Source organism: Pedobacter cryoconitis, assembly GCF_014200605.1.
GTDB classification, from domain to species: domain Bacteria; phylum Bacteroidota; class Bacteroidia; order Sphingobacteriales; family Sphingobacteriaceae; genus Pedobacter; species Pedobacter cryoconitis_B.
On the sequence record NZ_JACHCE010000007.1, the window covers coordinates 1 to 23,513 of the forward strand.

Annotated in this window: 24 protein-coding genes; 12 read left to right on the top strand and 12 right to left on the bottom strand. The window is 38.7% G+C overall.

Features of this window, described 5'->3' with window-relative positions:
• Positions 1 to 542: 542 nt before the first annotated feature.
• From HDE68_RS18985 to HDE68_RS19030, 10 genes are all read right to left on the bottom strand, one after another.
• The gene (locus tag HDE68_RS18985; RefSeq protein ID WP_221300815.1) at positions 543 to 965 is read right to left on the bottom strand and encodes a virulence RhuM family protein; all 423 of its coding nucleotides are present in this window, start codon (positions 963 to 965) and stop codon (positions 543 to 545) included.
• Positions 966 to 1,461: 496 nt separating this feature from the next.
• The gene (locus HDE68_RS18990; protein ID WP_221300816.1) at positions 1,462 to 1,899 is read right to left on the bottom strand and encodes a GNAT family N-acetyltransferase; all 438 of its coding nucleotides are present in this window, start codon (positions 1,897 to 1,899) and stop codon (positions 1,462 to 1,464) included.
• Between the two features lie 312 nt (positions 1,900 to 2,211).
• Entirely contained in the window at positions 2,212 to 2,871 is a 660-nt protein-coding gene (locus HDE68_RS18995; protein WP_183883816.1) for an NAD(P)-dependent oxidoreductase, read from the bottom strand.
• A gap of 8 nt (positions 2,872 to 2,879) precedes the next feature.
• Positions 2,880 to 3,710 (bottom strand): SDR family NAD(P)-dependent oxidoreductase, encoded by an 831-nt coding sequence (locus HDE68_RS19000; protein WP_183883817.1) that lies wholly within the window; start codon positions 3,708 to 3,710, stop codon positions 2,880 to 2,882.
• Positions 3,711 to 3,807: 97 nt separating this feature from the next.
• The gene (locus HDE68_RS19005) at positions 3,808 to 4,734 is read right to left on the bottom strand and encodes a helix-turn-helix transcriptional regulator (RefSeq protein WP_183883818.1); all 927 of its coding nucleotides are present in this window, start codon (positions 4,732 to 4,734) and stop codon (positions 3,808 to 3,810) included.
• A 150-nt stretch (positions 4,735 to 4,884) separates the two neighbouring features.
• Positions 4,885 to 5,073, bottom strand: a complete 189-nt coding sequence (locus tag HDE68_RS19010) for a hypothetical protein (protein ID WP_183883819.1) — start codon at positions 5,071 to 5,073, stop codon at positions 4,885 to 4,887.
• A gap of 64 nt (positions 5,074 to 5,137) precedes the next feature.
• The gene (locus tag HDE68_RS19015; protein ID WP_183883820.1) at positions 5,138 to 5,545 is read right to left on the bottom strand and encodes a DoxX family protein; all 408 of its coding nucleotides are present in this window, start codon (positions 5,543 to 5,545) and stop codon (positions 5,138 to 5,140) included.
• Positions 5,546 to 5,605: 60 nt separating this feature from the next.
• Positions 5,606 to 6,601, bottom strand: a complete 996-nt coding sequence (locus tag HDE68_RS19020; protein WP_183883821.1) for a helix-turn-helix transcriptional regulator — start codon at positions 6,599 to 6,601, stop codon at positions 5,606 to 5,608.
• A gap of 39 nt (positions 6,602 to 6,640) precedes the next feature.
• Positions 6,641 to 6,994 (bottom strand): DUF6122 family protein, encoded by a 354-nt coding sequence (locus tag HDE68_RS19025; RefSeq protein ID WP_183883822.1) that lies wholly within the window; start codon positions 6,992 to 6,994, stop codon positions 6,641 to 6,643.
• Positions 6,984 to 7,640 (bottom strand): competence protein, encoded by a 657-nt coding sequence (locus HDE68_RS19030; RefSeq protein ID WP_183883823.1) that lies wholly within the window; start codon positions 7,638 to 7,640, stop codon positions 6,984 to 6,986. Before HDE68_RS19030 ends, HDE68_RS19025 begins: the two co-directional genes overlap by 11 nt.
• A 502-nt stretch (positions 7,641 to 8,142) precedes the next feature.
• Here HDE68_RS19030 and HDE68_RS19035 point away from each other — a divergent pair.
• The 12 genes from HDE68_RS19035 (at position 8,143) to HDE68_RS19090 (ending at position 22,183) form a co-directional block, all read left to right on the top strand.
• Entirely contained in the window at positions 8,143 to 9,402 is a 1,260-nt protein-coding gene (locus tag HDE68_RS19035; RefSeq protein ID WP_183883824.1) for an imelysin family protein, read from the top strand.
• Positions 9,403 to 9,500: 98 nt separating this feature from the next.
• Positions 9,501 to 10,970, top strand: a complete 1,470-nt coding sequence (locus tag HDE68_RS19040) for a di-heme oxidoredictase family protein (protein WP_183883825.1) — start codon at positions 9,501 to 9,503, stop codon at positions 10,968 to 10,970.
• 9 nt (positions 10,971 to 10,979) lie between these two features.
• Positions 10,980 to 12,083, top strand: a complete 1,104-nt coding sequence (locus HDE68_RS19045; protein WP_183883826.1) for an imelysin family protein — start codon at positions 10,980 to 10,982, stop codon at positions 12,081 to 12,083.
• 9 nt (positions 12,084 to 12,092) lie between these two features.
• The gene (locus HDE68_RS19050; protein WP_183883827.1) at positions 12,093 to 13,463 is read left to right on the top strand and encodes an HTTM domain-containing protein; all 1,371 of its coding nucleotides are present in this window, start codon (positions 12,093 to 12,095) and stop codon (positions 13,461 to 13,463) included.
• Positions 13,464 to 15,869, top strand: a complete 2,406-nt coding sequence (locus tag HDE68_RS19055) for a TonB-dependent receptor domain-containing protein (protein ID WP_183883828.1) — start codon at positions 13,464 to 13,466, stop codon at positions 15,867 to 15,869.
• Positions 15,870 to 15,948: 79 nt separating this feature from the next.
• Entirely contained in the window at positions 15,949 to 16,257 is a 309-nt protein-coding gene (locus tag HDE68_RS19060) for a hypothetical protein (protein ID WP_183883829.1), read from the top strand.
• Positions 16,258 to 16,418: 161 nt separating this feature from the next.
• Positions 16,419 to 16,766 carry a YciI family protein gene (locus HDE68_RS19065; protein ID WP_183883830.1) on the top strand — a complete coding sequence of 116 codons (348 nt, stop codon included), beginning with the start codon at positions 16,419 to 16,421 and terminating at the stop codon, positions 16,764 to 16,766.
• A gap of 4 nt (positions 16,767 to 16,770) precedes the next feature.
• Positions 16,771 to 18,027 carry an RNA polymerase sigma factor gene (locus HDE68_RS19070; protein WP_183883831.1) on the top strand — a complete coding sequence of 419 codons (1,257 nt, stop codon included), beginning with the start codon at positions 16,771 to 16,773 and terminating at the stop codon, positions 18,025 to 18,027.
• On the top strand, positions 18,017 to 18,403 hold the full coding sequence (locus tag HDE68_RS19075; protein ID WP_183883832.1) for a DoxX family protein: 387 nt from the start codon (positions 18,017 to 18,019) through the stop codon (positions 18,401 to 18,403). The genes HDE68_RS19070 and HDE68_RS19075 overlap by 11 nt, the downstream gene beginning before the upstream one ends.
• Before the next feature lie 538 nt (positions 18,404 to 18,941).
• Positions 18,942 to 19,892: a helix-turn-helix transcriptional regulator gene (locus HDE68_RS19080; protein WP_183883833.1), complete on the top strand. Its 951-nt coding sequence runs from the start codon at positions 18,942 to 18,944 to the stop codon at positions 19,890 to 19,892.
• 66 nt (positions 19,893 to 19,958) lie between these two features.
• Entirely contained in the window at positions 19,959 to 20,885 is a 927-nt protein-coding gene (locus HDE68_RS19085; protein ID WP_183883834.1) for an alpha/beta fold hydrolase, read from the top strand.
• An 86-nt stretch (positions 20,886 to 20,971) separates the two neighbouring features.
• A complete protein-coding gene (locus HDE68_RS19090) occupies positions 20,972 to 22,183 on the top strand; it encodes a TCR/Tet family MFS transporter (protein ID WP_183883835.1) in 1,212 nt (403 codons plus the stop codon).
• A gap of 20 nt (positions 22,184 to 22,203) precedes the next feature.
• On the opposite strand, the gene HDE68_RS19095 is transcribed toward HDE68_RS19090, so the two are convergent.
• Both HDE68_RS19095 and HDE68_RS19100 read right to left on the bottom strand, forming a co-directional pair.
• Complete coding sequence (locus tag HDE68_RS19095) at positions 22,204 to 23,052, bottom strand: VOC family protein (RefSeq protein WP_183883836.1); 849 nt, start codon at positions 23,050 to 23,052, stop codon at positions 22,204 to 22,206.
• Positions 23,049 to 23,465: a VOC family protein gene (locus HDE68_RS19100; protein ID WP_183883837.1), complete on the bottom strand. Its 417-nt coding sequence runs from the start codon at positions 23,463 to 23,465 to the stop codon at positions 23,049 to 23,051. The genes HDE68_RS19095 and HDE68_RS19100 overlap by 4 nt, the downstream gene beginning before the upstream one ends.
• Positions 23,466 to 23,513: the final 48 nt, after the last annotated feature.

Sequence of the window (23,513 nt, forward strand, 5' to 3'; positions counted from 1 at the left end):
TAGCATTGCTCTTACCCTAACGAGTACCCGAACAGTACCCGGGCAGTACCCGGCCGATATAGATTGATTATTTAGCTATTTTGAATTTATTTACTGACAGCCCGGCCTTGTTTTGCCTGAGTCATTCCCATGCAAATTGAAAGCTTTCAGCGCAACTTCCACAGGCATAAGCGCATCCGTGATAGCAAAGACTTTCTGTTTAGCGTGTCAAAAATTTATCCTTAAAAAAGAGCCTGCTCCACAAGTTTATGACTTGATCCTTCATTCCTGTGTTATGATCTATATAAACAACAGGAAGCCTATCATAAATTGGAGACATCTTTGGGGACCATTAAACTTGGTTATCATACCTAACTGAGATTGTGTAATCCAGATGGTATGTGTAAATTGCAATATAATTTAGGAGCGATATGAAAAAAGAAACTAAAGACAATCTTAACGAACTTCCAAAAACATGCGTTGCCGAATTATCTGATAATGAGCGTCTAAATAAAGATATATTTCGCTCTGATTTTGATAAACTTAAACTCTTTACCAAAATGTTACGCACAAATAATCTTTTCAAAAACGAAATAGTTACCTCCACCAGCCTGCTTCAATAATTCGTCATTCATTGTAAATCCTTTCACAATATATTCCTTGAGTCTGGCAGTAGCCCATTGACGGAATTTTGTCCCCTGCAGGCTTTTAACCCGGTAACCCACAGATATAATTACATCTAAATTATAGTAATTGGTGGGTTTAGTAGAAAAATCGGAAATTCCGATTTTTCTACTAGAATCGTCCTTAATAAGCTCAAACTCCTTATAGATATTCAGGATATGTTCATTTATTGTTGAACGGGACTTACTGAAAAGTTCAGCCATCTGATCAATTGTAAGCCAAACGCTTTCATCCTCTAAACGGGTTTCTATTTTTGTAGTACCATCTTCAGTTTGATATATAATTATACTTGAATCTTCCATTAACTTACTGTGATAAATGATTTAGCTACTGAGAGCGAAGCAATTACTTACGTAATAAGCTTTGCCTTTAAAGGCGCATACAAATTTACGCTTAATTGTTTTCATCAAGTTAATATTTTAATGTCTATATCTTTTGGAGAAAATATTTTATTACCTTTATGATGAAGCATTTGCAGCTAAAGCGTACCAAACAAAAAGTGAGCGATTCGGTGAGTATCAAATCCCAAACACTCCTCATACTGAATAAACCCTGATTTTCACAAAGGTGTGAATCACAGGCGGGGCACCAGCAAAATAAGACGCTTATAAATTAATCTATACAGTTCGTTATTGATTCTGTGACTTTTAAACAGTCACCTATAAAAGAGTTCGACATTGGTACCATAGGGATCACTTCATACCTCAATGCAAATTGAGGCTTTTCCTTAAAAATATTAGAACTCAATAGGAGATAGGCTACAGTCACATAAGACCGTCTAATACTGCTTCACTCAGATTACAATTTTAGTTTCATTCCTTCGTGGCTGGCTTTGAAACCCAGTTTCTCGTAGAATCTAATGGCGTTCTTCCGTGTTTTATCGGATGTTAATTGAATGACATGGCAGTTTTTACTTTTCGCTCTCTTTATGCCATATTCAATAAGTTTAGTTCCGATGCCCAGGCCTCTGTATTTGGAATTTGTTCTTACAGCTTCGATTTGAGCTCTTAAACCTCCCTGGAAATTAAGATATTGAATAAATGTAAGTTGAAATGTACCAACTATTTCCTCATTGACGATGGCAACAGTCAATTCCTGATTAGAATCGGCCATTATATTTTCAAATGCCAAAAGGTATTTATCTGAGATAATTTCTGAAACGATTTCCCTTTCATTGCCCAGTGGGTCATCCGCCATCATTTTAATTATATCATGTAGATCTTCCTTGTTTGCCAACCGAAATGTTATAGTATTCAAATCCGTAATTTGTCAAAAATATTTATGTTCCTTATTAGCAAATATAAAAACATCAGTATAATAATTTAGCCGAAATCCGTTATCCAAAAAAACTATTATCAATTTTTACATTATTGAGTTTAGCCTCGGAAGCTATACTATATGACTATATAACAGGTTTAAAGCAATATCTATTGTATTATAAGTCTTTAAACCACAGAAAAGATCTTCGCAGCCCTTTTTCATATTCAGATGACAGGTATTCGTGTAAAAGGTCGCGCGCACTAATGAGCTCTAAATAGCGGGTGTTAATTATCTCTCTGATAACATAGGCATTTTGTGAATAAAATCCCCGCTGTATAAATTATCAATAAAGAATTTTGCCAGCAGTTTGCGGCTTATCCGGAAAGGCTTTGGTGTATGGTCATAAGTTATTGCTAACGTTCCGGTTGTATCGTTCTCATTCAGTCCGGCAGGTCTGGCAATAGTCCAGTTGGTCTTAGATGCACTAATTAAATCTTCCTGAGCATTATGGTCGGCAAATATAACTTTGAAATTAGTGAGCCTGATCAGTAGTTTCACGTACCATGGCGTATATTTCCAGGAATTCCCCACGCCAACAGAAGATAAAATTAATAGACGTTTAATCTGATATTCATTCATCACCTGCAACACATTAGTCATGCTTCTTTCAAGAACACGCGGAGCATTTATTTTTCGGAAAGAAATGGCTTCCCCTCTGGTTAAAGGGCTTAACAAACTCAGAACTGCATCACAGCCTTCCATAGCTTTGCGGATATCATTGATGTCTGTAGGAAGGCCTTTTAAAATGGTTAGTCCATCATGTTTAACATTGATTTTTGATGGATTTCTAGCCAATGCAACCACCTGGCAACCTTTTTCCAATGCAAATGGTATAGCGTATTTACCAGTTCTACCGGTAGCACCCAATATTAATATTCTTTTTGACATAGTCTTTTCTATAAATTCAAATGTCCGAGCTTTATGCTCTCATCCCAAAGCTTTGATGCAACATCGGCAGCCAGGTTTATTTTTTCTTTAGTGGCTGGCCTTGCAACCTTTGGATAAAAGTACCCTGAGTGCTGATCATTGGTTTCTACAAGTGCCATTACATTTACAATGGCTTTTTCAATACTGTTACTAACAATTGGGCCCAGAATAAGGAATACAAGCTTCATGGCGCCTTTTACATTTCTGTCGATACCAGTTTTTACAACTCCGGCATTCACAACATTTATAGCTAAAGAACTGCCATATCGTTTACTAAACTCCTGAACATGCATATGAATAGCGAGCATGTTTTGCCCAATGCTTTTCATAAGAGAGTAATTCGTTTTCATGTGCAGATCATCAAAGTTGATAACTGCCTGGTTCCTAAGCGGGCCACCAACAATAATTATCTTTCCTTGCCCGCTTTTCAATTCATCCAATAGGAGATAATCCAGCATGAATTTACAAAAGTAGTTTACAGCAAAACTCTCATATAACCCATCTTTCGTCTCCCGTCTTTCAGAATTGAGTGTGCCCGTAGCTTGAATCAATATATCAATTTTATTTGTCAATTTTTTGATAGCTATAGCAAGGTCTTTCATTCCTGCGATAGAAGAAACATCGGCAGCAATAAATCTTGCAGTAGTGCCATTAATTTTTGAAAGTTCTTCAGCGATCTGCTGACCTTTAACAGTATCACGCCCTTGAAATATAATATCGTTCCCCTGTTTAGCCAGTGCTATGGCAATAGCATATCCAATGCCACCAGTTCCACCAGTAATCACAATTGTTTTGTTCATCCGATAAAGGTAGACCTTACTCAGTGCGATAAATAGCCAGTACAGGTTAAAGAATGGCCCGATCGGGTAATAAAGTTTGATGTGGCAAGTAACCAAACTACCTTTTATAAGCCTGAGAAAACTTACTCAGATTGCTATAACCTATTTTTAAACCTATCTCTCCAATAGTAAATTTCCGTCCTTCTATTAAATTCCGTGCATACTCCAGGCGGTGATACTGATAGAATTCAAAAACAGGCATGCCGAAAACTGAATGGAACAAGGTTTTTAGTTTAGAAGCACTCATTCCGGCTTGTTTTGCTAAAACACCTATCGTTGGATAATTCATGTCATCCATATCAAGCAATTGTTCCCTTATCCTAAAAACAGCTTCGACATCACTCTGATGTTTAAATGCAGATAAATTTGAATTAGCCTGTATATCAAAAGCTGAAAAAAGATGACTTAGTATATCATAGGCAATTGCCTTCATTCGTAAATTGAGCGGGCCTGCATCTATTTTAAGGGTAAACATATTTAGTGCGGATTGTAAAATCGCAGGTTTAATATGCTCGAACTTAAAAAGCGGGAGCTCAAATAATCGCTTGTCAGAAAATATGGAATCAGCATCGAATGTTTTTTTGAGCCAATCAGCATGTATTATAAATGAAACTATTTTAAATCGTTGCCGGATCTTGAATAATGACTTTAATTCTACGTGAAAGTTATATAAAAGAACGCCTGGAGTTGAAATTTGATAATACTCTAAATCGTATTTTACCATAGTATCCAAATGGCAATCTGGCAGGTATAGTTTAATGAACAGGTAGTCCGGAGGAATGTTTAGTTCCAACTTCGAAATACTTGAATTTGATTTTATCTCGGTTAAAGCCATGATCAGGCCTTCTTCCAGAACAAATATTCTGATTGATCCTTCATCCGCAGAACCGTTCAGGATTAAGCTGTTATTTTCAACAATACCACCAGTTTGCGCAGCGATATCTGTCAAATATTGAATGGGATCAACTCCTTGAGAATAAATCATAATCAAAGGTACATTATTATAAAAAAAGGTTTAGACCAAAACGTATACCCCCTGCAAAAAATCCAACACCTCTTGGTAACTCACTGACTTCAGAAAATATTTTAGACATTAAAGTATTCGTCTGCGCTGTTTGTCCAGGCATTTTGATAGCTATTGTGCAATCTTTTCAAGCACTTCCGATCGTAAATTTTTATCTTTTCTCCATGAAGTTTCCAGGAATGCATGCTTTACAGCAAATATACATGCACCGGCCTCCATTAAACCACCTTTTGCATACTGTCCTATGATTTTACAGGTGGCAGGATTTATAGAATCCGGAATTTTCCGGTTTGAACCCATTCGCCGTTAATCCAGTGACTGTCAATATGCTCTTTATTTGTTGTTATTCATAATTAACCCTGATTTAAACCAGCCATTTGCTGGTTAGTGTTGCGATTCTATATTTTCCTGGCCCAATGAATAAGATCGCTATTGCAGCGAAAAGGTAAAGGAAATTCAGTTCTCCGTTCAAACCGCCCATCTGATTGAATTCAAATGAAGAAAAGCCCATGGCCAGGTAAATAGTCATCAGCATCATAAATACAATCAGTGTTGATGAAATACGCGTGAAAATGCCCAGAAGTAAGAATACCGGTGCAATAATTTCTGCAAAAGGAACACCAATCCAAAAGAAAGCCGGAAGTCCTTTGGCTGTTAAAAGATGAATAACCCCATCAAAACCATGAACTAATTTGTGATAACCATGAAGGATCAGAAGTCCTCCGAGTGATAACCTAAGTGAAAATTTTCCTAAATCAGAATTTAAATGCATAACCTTATTTTTAGTCATCAAATCTCTCTAATGCTAAAAACTAAAAACAGCTATTGAAGACTAATAAATAGTCCTATCCGACAAACTGTATTTCTTAGGTTTTATGCCGTGATACTTTTCAAATAATCTGCTAAAGTGACTCAGGTTAGAAAAACCCAATTGATAGCCTGTCTGAGATACTGATAATCTGCGCTGTTTTAACAGGAAAGCAGCTTGTTCCATTCTTGCTTTTTGGTAATAATTGTATATACTGTCGCCGAATACCTGTTTAAAAAGACTTTTCATTTTTGTTTCACTCATTCCGGATCGTTCTGACAGATCGGGTAAATGGGGATTCAAACTTAAATCTGCAAGAATTGATGTTCTGATCATAAAAAGCTGATCAATATCTGCCTGGTTAATCTGATTGTGACGAATAGCTTCCCGCTGGAGTAACTTTTCAAATAGAAAAAAAACAATTTCGGATGCTTTATGACGATAAAATAGGTTTTTTAATTTGCTGTCCTGTTCATATTCCGTTAACCCTTTCAGCGTTTTTTGTATATCCAGCGTCATGCTTTCATAATATAAAAAACCTGAATTTTTATTTAAAATATGCTGAACAATACCGCCTGGTTCCAGGATGCTTAATAAAGAATTGAGGCTAGACTTTTCAATATTGATCACTGCGAAGCAAATTTCCGTATTTGCAGGAAAACGAATCAATGAAGCCAGATCACTCGAGGCGATCTGAATAGCTGAGGCATTATTCCGGGAGAATTCGATCTCATTATTTCCATTTGATAACAAACTGACAGGAGTGTCATTATTATTAAAAATAATGGTCAGCATATCATTAGGCGTCTCTGAACCTAACCGTTTAAGGATAAAATCCTGATTGAGTTTATACTGATGTATAATTAATTTAAAATTTGGTTCCAGGTGTATTCTTTTGATACTGCCCCGGCCAAAAACTTCTGGTATTTTCAGCTCATTATTCTCAATCTTAACTGCAAATTTCCCGGCGAAACTAGTTAAGAAATCGAAAGAATCATTGACAGTGAATTCAAAATACATGAGTGATTTGTTTTATGCTGATCTATTGCGTCGAATTTACTAACCTTTGATGTGCATCAAAATTGCGGACCAATGGCAGTCCTGCCAGTCAGTAAACATATGAAAGAGTAATCCAACTGCAATGATCCTGGTTTTAGGGAACAGCAGTAATATAAAATAAAATGCAATTGCATAATAAGAATGTAGTGGATGGTAACCTATACTGCATCTTCCCGGGTCGAAAATTGGTGTTGCCAATAAATGATCAGCATCTACCAGCATCGTACAGACCATAATGAGCCATGCCTGCTTCCAGTTTTTTCTGAAAAATATAAATGCAATAGCTCCAGGTACCAAAAAATGGAAGCTGTAGTGAACAATGGGCTGTAAAATCTTAATAAAGTTATCGGACATATTGTTCAATAAAGGATTTTCTGGTCATCATATGCAAATAGGGATAATCTCCGGATAACTGTCTGCGCTGCTTCAGCTGATAAATAAAATGTCCTCCCAGATCAACAACAATTGGGTTTTTTGCCTGATACCATACCCGGTGAGGATGTTTCCAGCAGAATGAGTAATAGCAGGAGGTGATAGGAAGTTTTCTCAGCTCTGGATGATGAAAGCTTAAAACCCTTGGACTTCCCCGAAGAAAATCAGGCTTTCTGATCATCGAAAGGTGATCGGTATGGCAGAAATCATAAGCATCAAGTGCGGGATCATTCACGTCCGGTAAATTCTTCAACACCCGGAAGCCTTTAAATTTTTTTCCATTCAGGATCCAGATCAGCTTTGGATAAAAGGCTTCTCTGCTTTTTAGCTCTTCCAGGCAAATAGGAGAGTTCTGAAATTCTAGCGTAGTCCCGCAGGGGGTATGTACATCTGCGCGATGAATCTCTCCCAATGTAATATCAGAAAAACTTACCTCTCTGAAGGCAGGAGGGAAGGCTGCTTTCCAATTGCGATGCCATTCCGTTTCTCCATGATAATTATTTAAAGCCCTCTTTATTCCTTTAGAGGGTTGCTTATGGTCTATGAATAGAGAAGAATCAGGCTCCATATAATAATACTGCAGGAATATACAATTATACAAATCTATACTAATATTTTTAGTGAACCAATATTTTGAAAAAACAAAAAAGATTTTAGCTGTAAATATTATTTATACTGTTTTATACCAGTTAAAAACTATTAAAAATCTAATAATCTTAACTCAGTTGTCTATAAAAATATAGAAAAAAGGTATTAGTGTATTCATCAGATTCCATATCAAACTTATAAAACCTCATCAGAACTTTATGCAGGAATGTAATTTAATTATTAAGATATAATTAGAGCTGATATTATACTAATGTAAGCTCATTTTCAGATAATTTAATACCTATAATTCCTGCTGAAAATCTTTAAAATAAAAACATAACTATCTGAATATAAATAGTTTTCTTTAATCTCATTTTAATTTAGAACTATTATAAATAATACTTGGATCTATTCTAAATAATGATTTGTTTTGCCTCATCTTATCAATACATCTATTGTTCAATATTTAATTTTTCATCCATATGAGGAGATCATTATTACTCACATTAGGGCTGGCACTTTCAATGGCCGCCTGTAAAAAAACTGATAAAACCACTCCTGATTCGCCAGTTGATCAGCAATCTCAGATTGTAGATAACTATGCTAATATTTTAGAGGCAGGATATCAGGACTCTTATACAACTGCACTTACCCTGCAGGCTAAAATAAATGCTTTTGTAGCTAATCCAACTGCACAAGCTTTAACTGATGCCCAGAATGCCTGGTTAGCTGCCCGCGAACCTTATATGCAAACTGAAATGGGACGTTTCTACGGTGGTCCTATTGATGGGGATAGTGGCGATGGATTATTAAACTCATGGCCATTGGATGAAGGTTACGTAGATTATCTGGCAGGTGATTCACATGGATATGCCGCTTATTCAAGTCCTGATTTTACTACAGGTATTATTAATATGCCTGCTAAATTCCCAACGATTAATGAGAGTCTGTTAGTGACTAATAATCAGCCGGATGGTGGCACAACGAATGCAAACGGTGATAATGTAGAAGTTTCGGCAGGTTACCATGCCATAGAGTTTTTATTATGGGGCCAGGATGATACACCTGCACAAAACAAAATTCCCGGACAGCGTTCTTATAAAGATTATCTGACCACTGCTGATGCTACTGCTCCAAATGGTACCCGCAGGGCACAATATCTGCAAACCGTTACACAATTATTGGTAGAGAACCTCAAAACAATGGTTGATGCCTGGGCACCTAATGCCAATAATTACCGTAAAACTTTTGAAGCGAACACCTCAGCAGCTATTGCCAATATGTTTAACGGAATTGGGCGTTTGGCAAAAGGAGAGATGGCAGGAGAAAGAATGGGCGTTCCTTTAGCGCTACACGCACAGGAGCAGGAACATTCTTGTTTCAGCGATAATACACATCGTGATTTATTCCTGGATATGCAGGGTATCGCAAATGTGTATAATGGTAAATACACCAGCATCAATGGTACATTAACCAGCGGACCTGGCTTAAGTGCTTATGTGAAGTCTCTTAATTCGGCTGATGATACAAAAATGCAAACCTTACTAACCAATGCACAGACAAGTTTACAAAACATTATCACCAACAAACCTTTTGACTGGTTAATTGACGGAAGTAACCCCTCTGGTAATCAGATCGTTCAAAAAGGAGTGACAGATGTAAGTGCAGTTGCTGACTGGGTTTCTCAAATAGCTCATGATCTGAATCTTAGCCAGGTAAACATTCCTGCGGAGAACGATTAGAGAAAACGGCGTTATTTTCTGATCAGGAAATTTAAAGATTATTTGTTTTCTCATTGACAAAACAAATAATCTTTTGTGATTTAAATAGATAATAAATAATGAAAGTAAAATCGCGTTATCAAAAGCCTTTTGTAATGGGTGTCATTTGCCTGTTCATTGGACTGATTTTATATATGGAGGGCTGTTCTAAAAATAATATGACGCCCACCGCTGATAATACTGGTGATACAGTTCAGTTGACTGATGAAGAACTGCAAGGAGGGGTAAACGGTACAATTAACCTGCAGACCGGTGATGCATTTGCGCAGCCCATTCCACCAATGCTAACCGCCGATGTGATTAATTTCAAGGTTGGACGTTCCTTTTTTCATACCAACTGGGTCACAGCGCCAGCATCCACACAGGCAGTAGATGGCCTGGGTCCAATTTTTAATACCAGTTCCTGCAATAGCTGTCATGTGGAAGATGGGCGCGGCCGTACTCCTTTTTCTCCAACAGAACAATTGAGTTCGGTACTGATGCGTTTGAGTATTCCCGGACAAGATCCGCATGGCGGACCAAATCCTGAGCCTGATCTGGGATTGCAGTTCAGGAATAATGCTATTTTACAGGCTAACCCTGACGGGCAGGTTTATGTAGTTTATACAAACTCTACGGTCACGTATCCTGATGGCTCTACGACAATCTTAAGAGTGCCTGCATATCAATTTAAAAACCTGCGTAACGGTCATCCCGTTAATTTCATGAGTTCTCCGCGTATAGCACCTCAATTAATTGGTATGGGACTTTTACAAGCTGTTCCAGAAGCTACAATTCTTTCTTTTATTGCAGCGAATAACGCTAAAAACGATGGGATTAAAGGCAAGGCGAACTATGTATGGAACGTAGAAAAACAGCAGGTTATGCTGGGGCGTTTCGGCTGGAAGGCGAATGAACCTGATATCCGTCAGCAGGTTGCCGGTGCATTAAGCGGAGATATTGGCATTACTACACCTATATTTCCTGCTGCAAGCCTTTATGGAATAGAACTTACTTTATTTGGTTCTTTGCCCGATGGAAGTAATAAACCCGGAGAAGCCGAGCTGCCAGAACCATTTTTCACCAATACGGTTTTTTATACCGAAGCATTAGCTGTCCCGCAGAGAAGAAACTGGAAAGATGCGACAGTTGTACATGGTAAAGCTCTTTTTGTTCAGGTAGCCTGTGCAAGATGCCATAATCCTGAAATGAAAACCGGTAATTTTTCTGATGTCCCTTTATTGTCTAACCAGACAATTCATCCATATACAGACCTCTTATTGCATGATATGGGGCCTGATCTGGCAGACGGACGTGGTGATTACCTGGCTTCGGGCAGTGAATGGCGTACACAGCCACTCTGGGGAATTGGGCTGGTTAACCTTGTCAACAATAACAACGGTATGTTTTTGATGCACGACGGACGTGCCCGCACCATTGAAGAAGCTATTTTATGGCATGGCGGTGAAGCTTCTAATTCAAAACAGGCTTTCATGAAGTTATCAAAAGCCGACCGTGACGCACTCATTAAATTTGTAAACGACCTATAATTTGATATTATGTATTTAAATAAAAAAATAATTGCTGCAGCAATGCTGGCTTTAGTTGCATCAGCCTGCTCTAAAAGTGCTGATTCAGGTAATTCATCGTCGTTATTTGGTGGCTATGATCAAACTGCTATGCTGAATAATATTGGTAATAATATACTGCTGGCAGGAATAAATAACCTTTCCTCAAGTGCTGCTGCAGCCACAACCGCAATTAATGCTTTTACTGCTAATCCGACTGCAAACACGCTGACTGCCGCTCAGAATGCCTGGGCTGCACTAGCACAGAACTGGGGTTCTTCGGCTTCTTTTAGTTTTGGTCCGCTGAATGATAATTTAATAGCAGCAAATGTAGATACCTGGCCTGCAAATCCGGCCAAAATAGAAGCTGCTGTCAATTCAAACGCCAATGCGGCAAGTATAGGGGCAGATACTAAAGGCTTAAAAGGACTGGAATATTTACTATTTGACCAAAACGGTAATGCAGCAGTCTTAGCAAAATATACTGGTATAGGAGCAGTAAACAGAAGTGCTTTTTTGAACTCTGTAACACAGGAACTCACCTCACAACTAACCAGTTTGCAAAGTAAATGGAATAGTGGTTACCTCAATGCTTTTGAAAATGCCAAAGGAAATGATGTAAGCAGTTCAACCAGCCAGGTTGTCAATGCGATTTCTCTTTACCTGGATGAAGTTAAGAACATGAAAATCGGCAATCCGATTGGTATGGGGGTTAAAGTGAATGATAATCAGCCACATCCCGATCTGATTGAATATAAACTGGCTGAACAGTCATTACCGGTCATGAAAGCGAATGTACAGGCAATGAAAGCGGCATTTGACGGTGGGACAGGACAGGGGCTGGATGATTTACTGAACTATACGAAAGCACAAAAAAACGGTACAAATCTTTCTACTCTGGTTGATAATCAGTTTGATGATGTGATCAGTAAAATAAATTTAGTGAATGCCCCGTATGCTACTGCAGTTGGTACTCAGAAACAGCAATTGCAAAGTGTGTTTAGTTCATTAAAAACGTTGATTGCTTATTTTAAGGTAGATGTTGCAAATAACCTTGGGGTGACTATTACATTTTCAGATACTGATGGTGATTAAATTTTAAACATGTACCGGCAGAGATTTTCAAGCTTTCAACTGAACCGTAAACTGAATGAGCCTGTAGATGCAGCTTCGCTGGCATTTTTCAGGATCGTCTTCGGGTGTATTATGTTGTTCAGTCAGCTGCGGTTTTTATCGAAAGGCTGGGTATATTTATTGTATATCAAGCCGAAGTTCTTCTTTAAATACTATGGTTTTCATTGGGTACCAGTATTATCAGGAAACTGGATGTATGTACCCTGGATAGTAATGATTTTCTGCCTGGTGCTGATTATTATTGGTAAGTACTACCGTGTGGCCATCACTTTGTTTTTTCTTTTATTCTCTTATACGGAATTATTAGATATCACCAATTACTTAAATCATTATTATCTGATCACTGTCTTATCATTTCTAATGATTTTCCTGCCGATGAATGCGGCCTTCAGTCTGGATTCCCGGAATTGGAAACAACCAGCAATGGTCCCCCGCTGGACACTCACCGTACTGCGTTTACAGGTTGGCCTTGTTTATTTTTTTGCAGGTTTGTCCAAGATCAAATATGACTGGCTGATGAGTGCAGAACCGATGAAAACATGGCTTGCGGCCTGCTGGAATATCCCTGTTATTGGTACATGGCTGGCAATGCCGGTTACTGCCTACATATTTAGCTGGGTTGGAATGTTATTCGATTTGACCGCTGTTTTTCTTTTATTGAATAAGAAGACAAGGCCCTATGAATATATAGTGATTGTGATTTTTCACCTGATGACGTTCTGGCTTTTTTACATTGGCATTTTTCCACTGGTCATGATGGGGATAGCACTGGTTTTTTTCTCTCCGGCATTTCATCGCCGTATTTTAAACAAATGCCTGTACTGGATGAATAAAAAGACTGGTGAAAACTATGCTGATATCCCATTAAGTTTTTCTTTTACTGTTAACCAAAGTGCATATGCATTCTTTTTCGGATTGTATCTTTTGATACAATTGATATTGCCGCTGCGGTATCTCTTTTATAAAGGGAATGTTTTATGGACAGAGCAGGGGTATCGCTACGCCTGGAATGTGATGCTGATAGAGAAAGATGGTTATGTTGAATTTTATGTACAGGATAAAGCCACAGGAGAAAGATTTATAGAATACCCTAAAAAATATCTTACCCCGCTGCAAGAAAAAATGATGAGCACACAGCCGGATATGATCCTGCAGTATGCTGCTTTTCTGGCCGGTAAATATCAAATTAAACTGAAACATGAGGTCGCAGTATATGCTGATACCTACGTGTCACTGAATAAAAGACCGGGTCAGCTTTATATTGACCCAAAAGTTGACTTGTCAAAAGAGCAGGACAGCTTTGCACAGAAAAAATGGATTTTATCCGAAAAAAAACTATAGATGGCTAAGAGATTTACTTTTTTGTTTTTTGCTTTGATTTCTTCAATAGCAGTTCAGGCGCAGAAAATAAACATTTCAGGTTTTGTAAAAGATCAGACAACAAATACTGGTGTTCCCTATGCCAGCCTGTTTTTTACAAAAAACACGGGTTGTACGGGTGATAGCCTGGGACATTTCAATTATATACTGAAAGCAGGAAAATACAATGTGATTATCAAAGCTGTTGGTTATGAAAGCAGAGCTTTTGAATGGAAAGTTGATGCATCTGGAAATCAGAAGTCTTTTGAATTGAAATCCATTGCTAATCAATTGGGTACAGTTAGTATCATAGGCGCACAGCAACAGCTTTCGGATGTAAAGCTGCAGACACAAACTGCAGGTACTACAATCTATGCAGGTAAGAAGAATGAAATCATAGATTTAAATACAATATCGGCCAATACTGCAATTAACAGTACCCGGCAGGTATATGCTAAAATACCAGGTGTAAACATCATTGAAAATGATGAAGCAGGGGTACAGTTAAGTATCGCTACCCGCGGATTAAATCCTAACCGGACTACCGAGTTTAACTCCAGACAAAATGGATATGATATCAGTGCTGATCCGATTGGTTATCCTGAAAACTATTATACGCCCCCAACTGATGGACTGGATAATATTGAAATTATCCGGGGGGCAGCGTCTCTTCAATACGGCACACAGTTTGGCGGCTTGTTAAACTTTAAGATGAAACAGGGTCCTGTAGATAAAACATTTGAACTGGTAAGCAAGCAAACCGCAGGCAGTTATGGTTTTTTCAATTCGTTTAACAGTATCGGCGGACAAGATAAAAAACTAAATTACTATGCTTTTTATAATTTTAAACGCGGCGATGGCTGGCGCCAGAACACGGGTTTTAATGTACATAACGCTTACCTTTCTTTAAAATATGCTTTTACACCAAAACTGACATTGGGTTTTGAGTATACTTTTATGGATTACCGTTTACAACAACCCGGTGGGCTTACCGATCAGGAGTTTAAAGAAAATCCAAGACAATCGTTGCGCAACAGGAACTGGTTTGCAGCTACCTGGAATATTCCTGCACTGACGTTGAAATATGATATTGACAGTAATAATCTGCTTTCCGTAAAAGTATATTCCTTAATTGCTGACAGGAAAAACGTAGGTGATCTTAATTCTATTATTTATCCTGATGATCCCTCAAAGCCGCGTACCGTCATGAATGATCAGTACCGCAATTATTATATGGAAACAAGATATATTCATCATTATGAGCTGGTTAATGGAATTAAATCATCTTTCTTAGCGGGTGTGCGTGCTTATCATGGAGATACACACCGCATACAGGGATATAATTATACGGGCTCAGATGCTAATTTTTCAGTCCGTGATAATGATAATCTGCAAATTGATTATCGTTTTCCATCTTATAATGCTGCGGCATTTGCAGAAAATGTATTTCAATTAACCAATAAGTTATCTGTGATTCCGGGCGCAAGATTTGAATATATCAGGACCAATGCAAATGGTTATACCATACCTGATACGACAACGAATATCAAGACTCCCGGTCATGAATCGCATACACGTAAATTTGTATTATTAGGAATGGGGCTAGACTATAAAATAAGTCGCAAAACTGATTTTTATGCCAATTTTTCTCAGAATTACAGCCCTGTTTCTTTTACTGATATTATCATTTCACAACCCACACTGAAGGTTGACCCTGATTTGAAAGATGTAAAAGGTTATAATTTTGACCTGGGTTACCGCGGACAGATCAGCAACCTGGTTAACTTCGATTTAAGTGGATTCTATCTGCTTTATAAAAACAGAATTGGTACTTTGCTTCAGACTGATGGTGGGGGAGATGTATATCAGTATGAAACTAATATCAGTGATTCCCGTAGTATTGGCGTTGAAACCTATGCAGAGATAAATCTTTTGCATTTACTGCCACAATACCGGTACAGCGAATATAAGATATCTCTTTTTGGTTCTGTATCTTATACCAATGCAAGTTATATTGATGTACCAGCCGACCGTAAACAATTTGAAGGTAAAAAGGTAGAATATGCGGCGCCCTGGATTGATAGATATGGGATAGATTTTCTATTTAAACACTTTAGCGGCAGTTTGCAATATTCTTATACCGATGCAGAGTTTTCGGATGCCACCAATGCTAAAGCTTCAACTGACGGGAGCATAGGGATTATTCCCGCCTATCATGTAATGGATTTTACAATAGGATATACGCTTAAAAGATGTAAATTGTCTTTCTCAGTGAATAATCTTGGGAATGAAATGTATTTTACAAGACGTACCACAGGATTTCCGGGGCCTGGAATTATACCTTCGGAAGGAAGAGCTTTTTATAGTACATTGAAGTTTAATCTGTAGTTATATAATTGCTACATCTACACCTGATGCGAAATTATCGGTTAATGGAACTATCCATATCAAAGAGTTAAGGGTTGATATGACAGGGTTTCCGGATTATGTTTTTAACCCTGCATATTACCTTCGGCCTCTTATTGAAGTTCAAAACTATATTCAGGAAAATCATCACTTACCTGAAATGCCAACAGCACAGAATGTCTCTAAAGATGGAATTAATCTTGGCGAATTAAATAAATTGCTGGTTAAAAAGATCGAAGAGCTGACACTTTATCTTATCCAGCAAAAACAAGAGGCTGACAAACAAAAAGAAGAAAACCTTAAGCAAAATAAAGTATTGCAGCAACAAATAAATGAATTGAAAAGTCAGCTCATAAAAAAAGTACAATAGAATAAAATCTATTGTATCTAATAAATGTACAATCAGCTTCAAGAAAAAAATCATTAAAACCTATTTGCTAATCCTGATTAAACAAAAATCAACAAGAAATAATATTCTTGTCCCCCTTTTGTAATTTCGATCGTTATTCGGGAAAAAACAAGTATTAAGTAATGAAAGAATTTGTATTAATCTTCAGACACAGTAGTAATGGGCACATGGCACCTACCGCTGAACAGTTACAGGAAAGAATGAACTGGCTTGCCAGTATTGCGGCCCAAAATAAACTGGCTGACAAAGGAAAAGCGCTTTCCGCCAATCTCGCTAAGACAGTCAGGCCCGATGGTGTGATTACAGATGGCCCTTACACCGAGATCAAGGAATTTATTAACGGGTTCATTATCGTCCGGACAGAAACAATTGACGAAGCGGTTGCATTTGCCCAGAGTAATCCGATTTTAAAAGCAGGGGGGAATGTCGAAGTAAGAGCCATCTTAACTCCTGGTGAAAAAGACCATTAAGCAGATGCAGAGAAGAGCGGAGATACAAGATGATCTTCTGCGAAAACTTTTCAGGCTTGAGCAGGCTAAAATGACGGCGGTATTGTTCCGGCATTTTGGTCTGCAGCATATGGAAGTTGCCGAAGACATTGTCAGTGAAACATTTTTGAAAGCGACTGAATCCTGGCGTATGACCGGCATTCCGGAAAACCCGGAAGCGTGGCTATACGTGGTGGGTAAAAATAAAGCTAAAGATTATCTCAAAAGAGTGGCACTGTTTGAATCGCAAATCAAAGAACAGTTAACATCAGGCAGGTCTGAGCAAGCAGAGGAACCCGACTTCGATCAGCAGACCATTACTGACAGTCAGCTGGCCATGATCTTTACCGTATGTAATCCGGTCAATTCGCAGGAGGCACAGATCTGCCTCGCACTTCAAATCCTTTGTGGTTTCAGCATTGCCGAAATTGCTGCTGCCTTTTTAACGCAAACAGAAACTATCAAAAAACGGTTGCTGCGGGCCAGGAACAAACTCAGGGGTGAAGGTTTCCAGATCAGTCAATTATCCGATTCTGCACTGGTTTTGCGATTGGATACTGTTTTAAGAACACTATACCTCTTGTTTAACGAAGGTTATTTTTCTTCCTCAGGGAAACAATTGATCAGGAGTGAGCTTTGTGCAGAAGCGATAAGACTCACGCTGCTACTGGTTGAAAATCCGCAGACCAGTACAGACCAATGTAACGCGCTCCTTGCTTTAATGTGTTTTCAAAGTTCAAGATTTGAAGCCCGGATCAATAAAGCCGGGGAAAACATATTATTTGAACAACAGGATAAGCAATTGTGGAACAGGGAATTGATAGAAAGAGGGAATTTCTACCTCGTCAATGCCTGCTCCGGAAATAGTGTTTCCAAATATCATTTGGAAGCGGGTATTGCCTATTGGCATACCGTTCCTGATACCGGTAACAAATGGAATACTATCCTGCAGCTTTACAATCAACTCTTGCTGATCGAATATACGCCACTCACAGCGCTTAACCGGACATTTGCTTTTTCCAGGGTTTATGGAAAGGAACAGGCTATTTGCGAAGCCGAAAAGCTAGGGTTAGAGGAGCTGAATGACTACCATGCTTTATTGGGGTATCTGTATGCAGACATAGAAATTTCCAGCGCCATAATACATTATCAAAAAGCGATCAAACTGACCAGCTCTAACATTGAAAAGTCTGCATTAACTAAAGAATTAGAAAGATTAAAAAGAATAACAAATGAAAAATAAACAATTATACTATTGGATATTAACAGGTCTGCTATCATTTTATATGCTGTTCGCTGCCTGGTTTGCTGAAACACATCAGGCCGAATTTACTGGCCGTATGGGGTTCCCGGCCTATTTCCGGGTTGAACTGACCATTGCTAAGATAATCGGTGCTATAGTGCTGTTAATCCCCCAAACCTCTCAAAGAATCAGAGAATGGGTTTATGTTGGCTTTTGTATTTGCATGATTTCTGCATTTATTGCCAAATGCAGCAGTGGTTACGGTTTTATGGAGGCTGCACAACCTGCATTTTCATTGGTTTTTTTCTTACTGGTGATATTCCTTCTCCAAAAAGTGAATAACCAGCCTTATAAGCTATCAGAAAAGCAGAGCTGATCCTGATACAAAAGACATCATTAAAAACTTGCGGTTGACAGGTTGTTCCCTAGTCAAATAGGGGTTGAAAACCCCTTTTAAATACACTATTTGACAAGGGTCCAAGGTTAAGTTAACAGGTTATGTCATATTTTTTAATAAAGCGATTTCACCTCCAATACCTGCAATTTATTCGCAGTCGATTTTCAAAACACAGAAAATAAAGACTTATGGTTTTTTTGATTATGCAATCAATGAAGCATTGATCCTTTCAGCCAGGATGTGATTATAGCTCATCCCGATGTACTGCTGTCTTATTGCAACCGGTATCAAAACAGACAGTTCATCACCCGAAGGGTAAACAGCAATGAAATGCTGACTAAGGTTGAAAGAACTTTCTGTAAGTCAGATTGCTTATAAATTAGGTTTTGAGTATTCTCAATTCTTCAATAAGCTGTTTAAAAACAAGACCAGCAAAACTTCTGTAAAATACAGACGATTTTTTACAATTGCGGCTTACTCCTGATGACCGATAGTGATAAATGTCTTAAATTGCCGGATGAATCGAATAGACCGGCTTTCTTCCATTATTATTCAGCTGCAATCACGCAGGACTGTGAAAGCGAAAGATATTGCAGAACGGTATTCCATTAGTTTGAGAACTGTTTACAGAGATATCAGCTCATTGGAAGAAGCAGGAATTCCTATTATAGGAGAATCAGGGATTGGTTATTCTTTACAGGAAGGTTATAGGTTACCTCCGGTGATGTTTACACGTGAAGAAGCAACGGCCCTGATCACTGCAGAAAAGTTAGTGGCTCAGTTAACTGACGCAAGTAATGGGAATTTATTTTCCAATGCACTGGATAAAATACGTTCTGTAATGGAAATAGGGGAAAAGGATTACCTCAGCCGCATGGAAGGTAAAATCGAAGTGGTCAGGAATTCTATTGTTCAGGATTTGACCCAGGATAATATTTTACAGCTCATCTTAGCCGGGCTGGGAGGGCACCTGGTGATGAAGCTGCATTATGCTGCACCCTATACACCGCAGGAAACAAAGCGGGTAATTGAACCTGTAGGTGTGTTTTATGTAAACCGGTACTGGCACCTGATTGCTTTCTGCCGGGAGAAAAATGACTACCGGGATTTTAGGTTCGACCGTATTAAACAATTATCTGCAACGGATGTTAAATTCAAAACCAAACATCCTGTATTAAAGAGTTTCTTAAATAATCAGTATAAGGATATAAAACTGGAAGAAATTACCTTATTGGTTGACAACAAGGGAGCTCAGCAAATTGGTGATTCAAAATATTATTATGGTTATATCTCAGAACGGAGTACAGTGGCTGGCATAGAAATGGAATTTCTGACGATGTCTGTTGATGGATTTGCACGCTGGTATATCTCTATTGCTGATCATGCAACGATAATTCATTCAGCACTGTTAAAAACAACAGTGAAATCACTATTCACTTCATTTTCCAGCACCATAGAAAATATTTAAAATCTTGCTGACACAAGGCTGTCACAACCCTGATGTTTCTTTGCTGTACAAATTAAAAGAAACAAAATGGAAAGAGCAATTGATGCTAATTACAGTAAGGACGCACTCAAAGATGAGGAGCTGGTTAAATTATTACCAGGATTTACAAATAAAAATGCAGTTGTTAACGGAGTTAATATTCATTACGTTGAAGGTGGACAGGGAGAACCCCTGATCTTAATTCCGGGATGGCCGCAAACCTGGTGGGCATTTCATCAAATGATGCCGCTGTTAGCCGAAAAATTTCATGTTATCGTAGTTGATATGAGAGGAATGGGTACCAGTGACAAACCGGAAACCGGTTATGATAAGAAAACTATGGCTAAAGATATCTTCGAACTGATTCATCATATCGGATACGGTAAAGTTAATATTGCGGGACATGATATCGGTGCGCAGGTAGCGTTTAGCTTTGCGATGAATCATTCCGAAGCTACTGCTAAACTGATCATCCTTGATACACCTCACCCTAATGCAGGTATGTATTATATCCCGCTGATCGCAGCCGGCAATAATTCGTTGAGTAGTGAGCAGCCTCAAAACCATATGTGGTGGATGGCGTTTAACCAGGTAAAAGGATTACCTGAGCAGCTTTTAACCGGCAGATCAAACTTAGTACATGATTATGTTTTTAAATATGCATCTGTAAATGAAGAAAGTATCAGTGAATTTGACCGTGCGGTATATCTTGCTGCTTACGATAATGCTGATGGTATACGTGCCGGTAATGGATGGTACCAGACTTTTGCACAGGATATAGAAGATAGTCAGTCATATGGTCAGCTAAATATTCCGGTACTGGGTATTGGAGGTAGTGGTTATGAGTTGCTTCAAAGAGAATTGCCTCCTTATGCTGCTGATTTAAAAGTAGTGAAAATTGAAGAGAGCGGGCATTTTATTCTGGAAGAAAAACCTCAGGAAACAGCCAGTCTGATGATAGAATTTCTAAAATAGCATTTTATGGATAACCCCTTCTTTTTATCAGGAGGGGATTATCTGCTGCTGTACGCAAAAATAAATTACAAACAATTTCCAATCAAATGACTGAAAAGAAAAATACCGCGATGGTATTTATCCTGGTAACGCTATTTATAGATTTTACCGGGTTCGGAATTATTATTCCGGTTTTACCAAAACTGATTCAAAGCTTCACTGGCGGTAATATTAGTGTCGCTGCAAATTATGGCGGATATCTGATGGCCGCTTTTGCATTAGCCCAATTTGTGTTTTCGCCGGTTATGGGTGGCCTGAGTGATCAATTTGGAAGAAGACCTGTATTATTGATCTCTTTATTTGGCCTGGGTATAGATTATATTTTCTTAGCTTTTGCACCCTCTGTATTTTGGTTGTTTATTGGGCGCATTATCGCAGGAATAACGGGGGCAAGCGTGAGTACAGCATTAGCTTATATTGCAGACATTTCTAAGCCAGAACAAAAATCCAGAAACTTTGGCCTGGTTGGTGCCGTCTTTGGGCTTGGTTTTATTCTTGGACCAGCTATTGGTGGACTTTTCAGCACATTTGGCCTTCGGGTTCCTTTTATGATTTCTGCCGGCTTAGCTTTGGCTAACTGGTTATACGGCTATTTTTTATTGCCAGAATCTTTGGCAGAAGTAAATAAAAGGAAGTTTTCGTGGAGAAGGGCGAACCCAGTCGGCGCATTTATAAATATTTCTAAATACCCGGCAATCATTGGATTACTGGCTGCTTTATTTTTACTTTATATCGCTAACCAATCAGTAAATACCAACTGGTCCTATTATGTGATCGAAAAATTCCATTGGGATTCTACGATGATCGGTTATTCATTAGGACTGGTGGGCTTAGTTCTTGCAGTTGTTCAGGGAGGATTACTCAGATTTATTACCACCAATAACCATCAAAAGCTGGCAATTTACTACGGGCTTATCTTATATATCATCGGGTTTATTTGTTTTGCATTTGCAGCAAATGGAACCTGGATGCTATTGTTTATTTTACCTTATGGTCTGGCAGGAATTGGCGGTCCGGCAATGCAGAGTCTGATTTCAAATCATGTTGCTCCAAATTCGCAGGGAGAGTTACAGGGAATTACCACCGGTCTGCAAAGTCTGGCTGCAATTATAGGCCCCTGGCTTGTAAGTAAGGGTTTTGTTTATTTCACTGGGCCTTCTGCACCAGTGTATTTTCCAGGTGCCCCGTTTATTTTTAGTGCTGTTTTGACCCTGGTTGGTTTAATCATTGCATTTAAAACAATAAATAAATATCAGTAGGCTAGATAGCCTACTGATTGTTACTCTGCTGCTTTTTTAAGTTCTTCGATATCAAACTTCTTCATTTTCATAAAAGCATTCATAACTTTTGGTGCTTTCTCAGGATCAGTCATCAGGCTGCCAAGAATAGAAGGGACGATCTGCCACCAAACGCCGAAAGCATCCTGACACCAGCCGCACATCGCTTCTTTGCCGCCCTCTGTCAGGTTAAGCCAGAAGAAATCAATCTCTGCCTGCGTATCACAATTGACGACCAGGCTAACCCCCTGATCAAAACCAAAGTGATGTGGCCCGGAGCTATCCATTGCCGAAATTCTGTAGTCGTTTATCTTAAACTGTCCGTATTTTATATTTCCTGCTGTATCGTGTTCTCCAGCTTCATAACGGGCCATAATCTCTGTTGAAGAGTTCTCAAATAATGAAGTGTAAAAGCTGATCGCTTTTTCTGCTTTCCCGTTTTGCTCTCCTGTAAACATCAGACTTGGAAAAATGTCACGCTGCTGCTGTTCACCTGGCATACCGAGGGAAAGCTGCCAGGATACCCCATATTTATCTTGTACCCAGCCATACTTGTTGCTCCAGGGATAGCTGTTCAGGGGCATCATAATATTTCCGCCTTCGGTTAAGATTTTCCATGCCTGATCAATTTCTTCTGCAGTTTCGCAAATGGTGAAGAACGATATCGAAGGATTTGGTTTATAATCCGGGCCTCCATTTAAGCCCATGAATTGTTTGCCGTGGATATGAAAAGTAACCACTACAGGAGTACATACTTTGACTTCAGCATCCGGAAAAGCCAGACAATAGTAGTCCGCGGCTTCTTTGGCATTGCCATTAAACCAGATGCAGGGATAGATTAAGTGTTTCATTTTTTGCTAAAGTTAATCATCCAGTAAACACCATATTTGTCTTTAAATGAGCCAAAATAATCGCCCCAGAACATGTCTTCCATTGGCATTTGAACTGTTCCTCCTGCAGAGAGCCCATTAAAAATCCGGGTGGCTTCATCACGGCTGTCAGGTGAAATAGAGATATAATTGTTGTTACCTGGCTGCAGTACATGCCCCATTGATTTAACACAGTCTGATGCCATGAGGGATTGTCCGTCGCCTAAGGGCAAAGAAACATGCATCGTTAGATTTTTTTCCTCGTCAGGGAGGTTTTCCGTGCCTGGTGCATCACTCATTTTCTGGATAAACAATTCACCACCGAAAACAGATTGATAGAATTTGAAAGCTTCTGCTGCATTACCATCAAAATTTAAATAAGGGTTAAGTTTCATAGTTTGGTTGTTTTGTGTATATCAAAGCTAAAATAAGGGGGTTGAAAT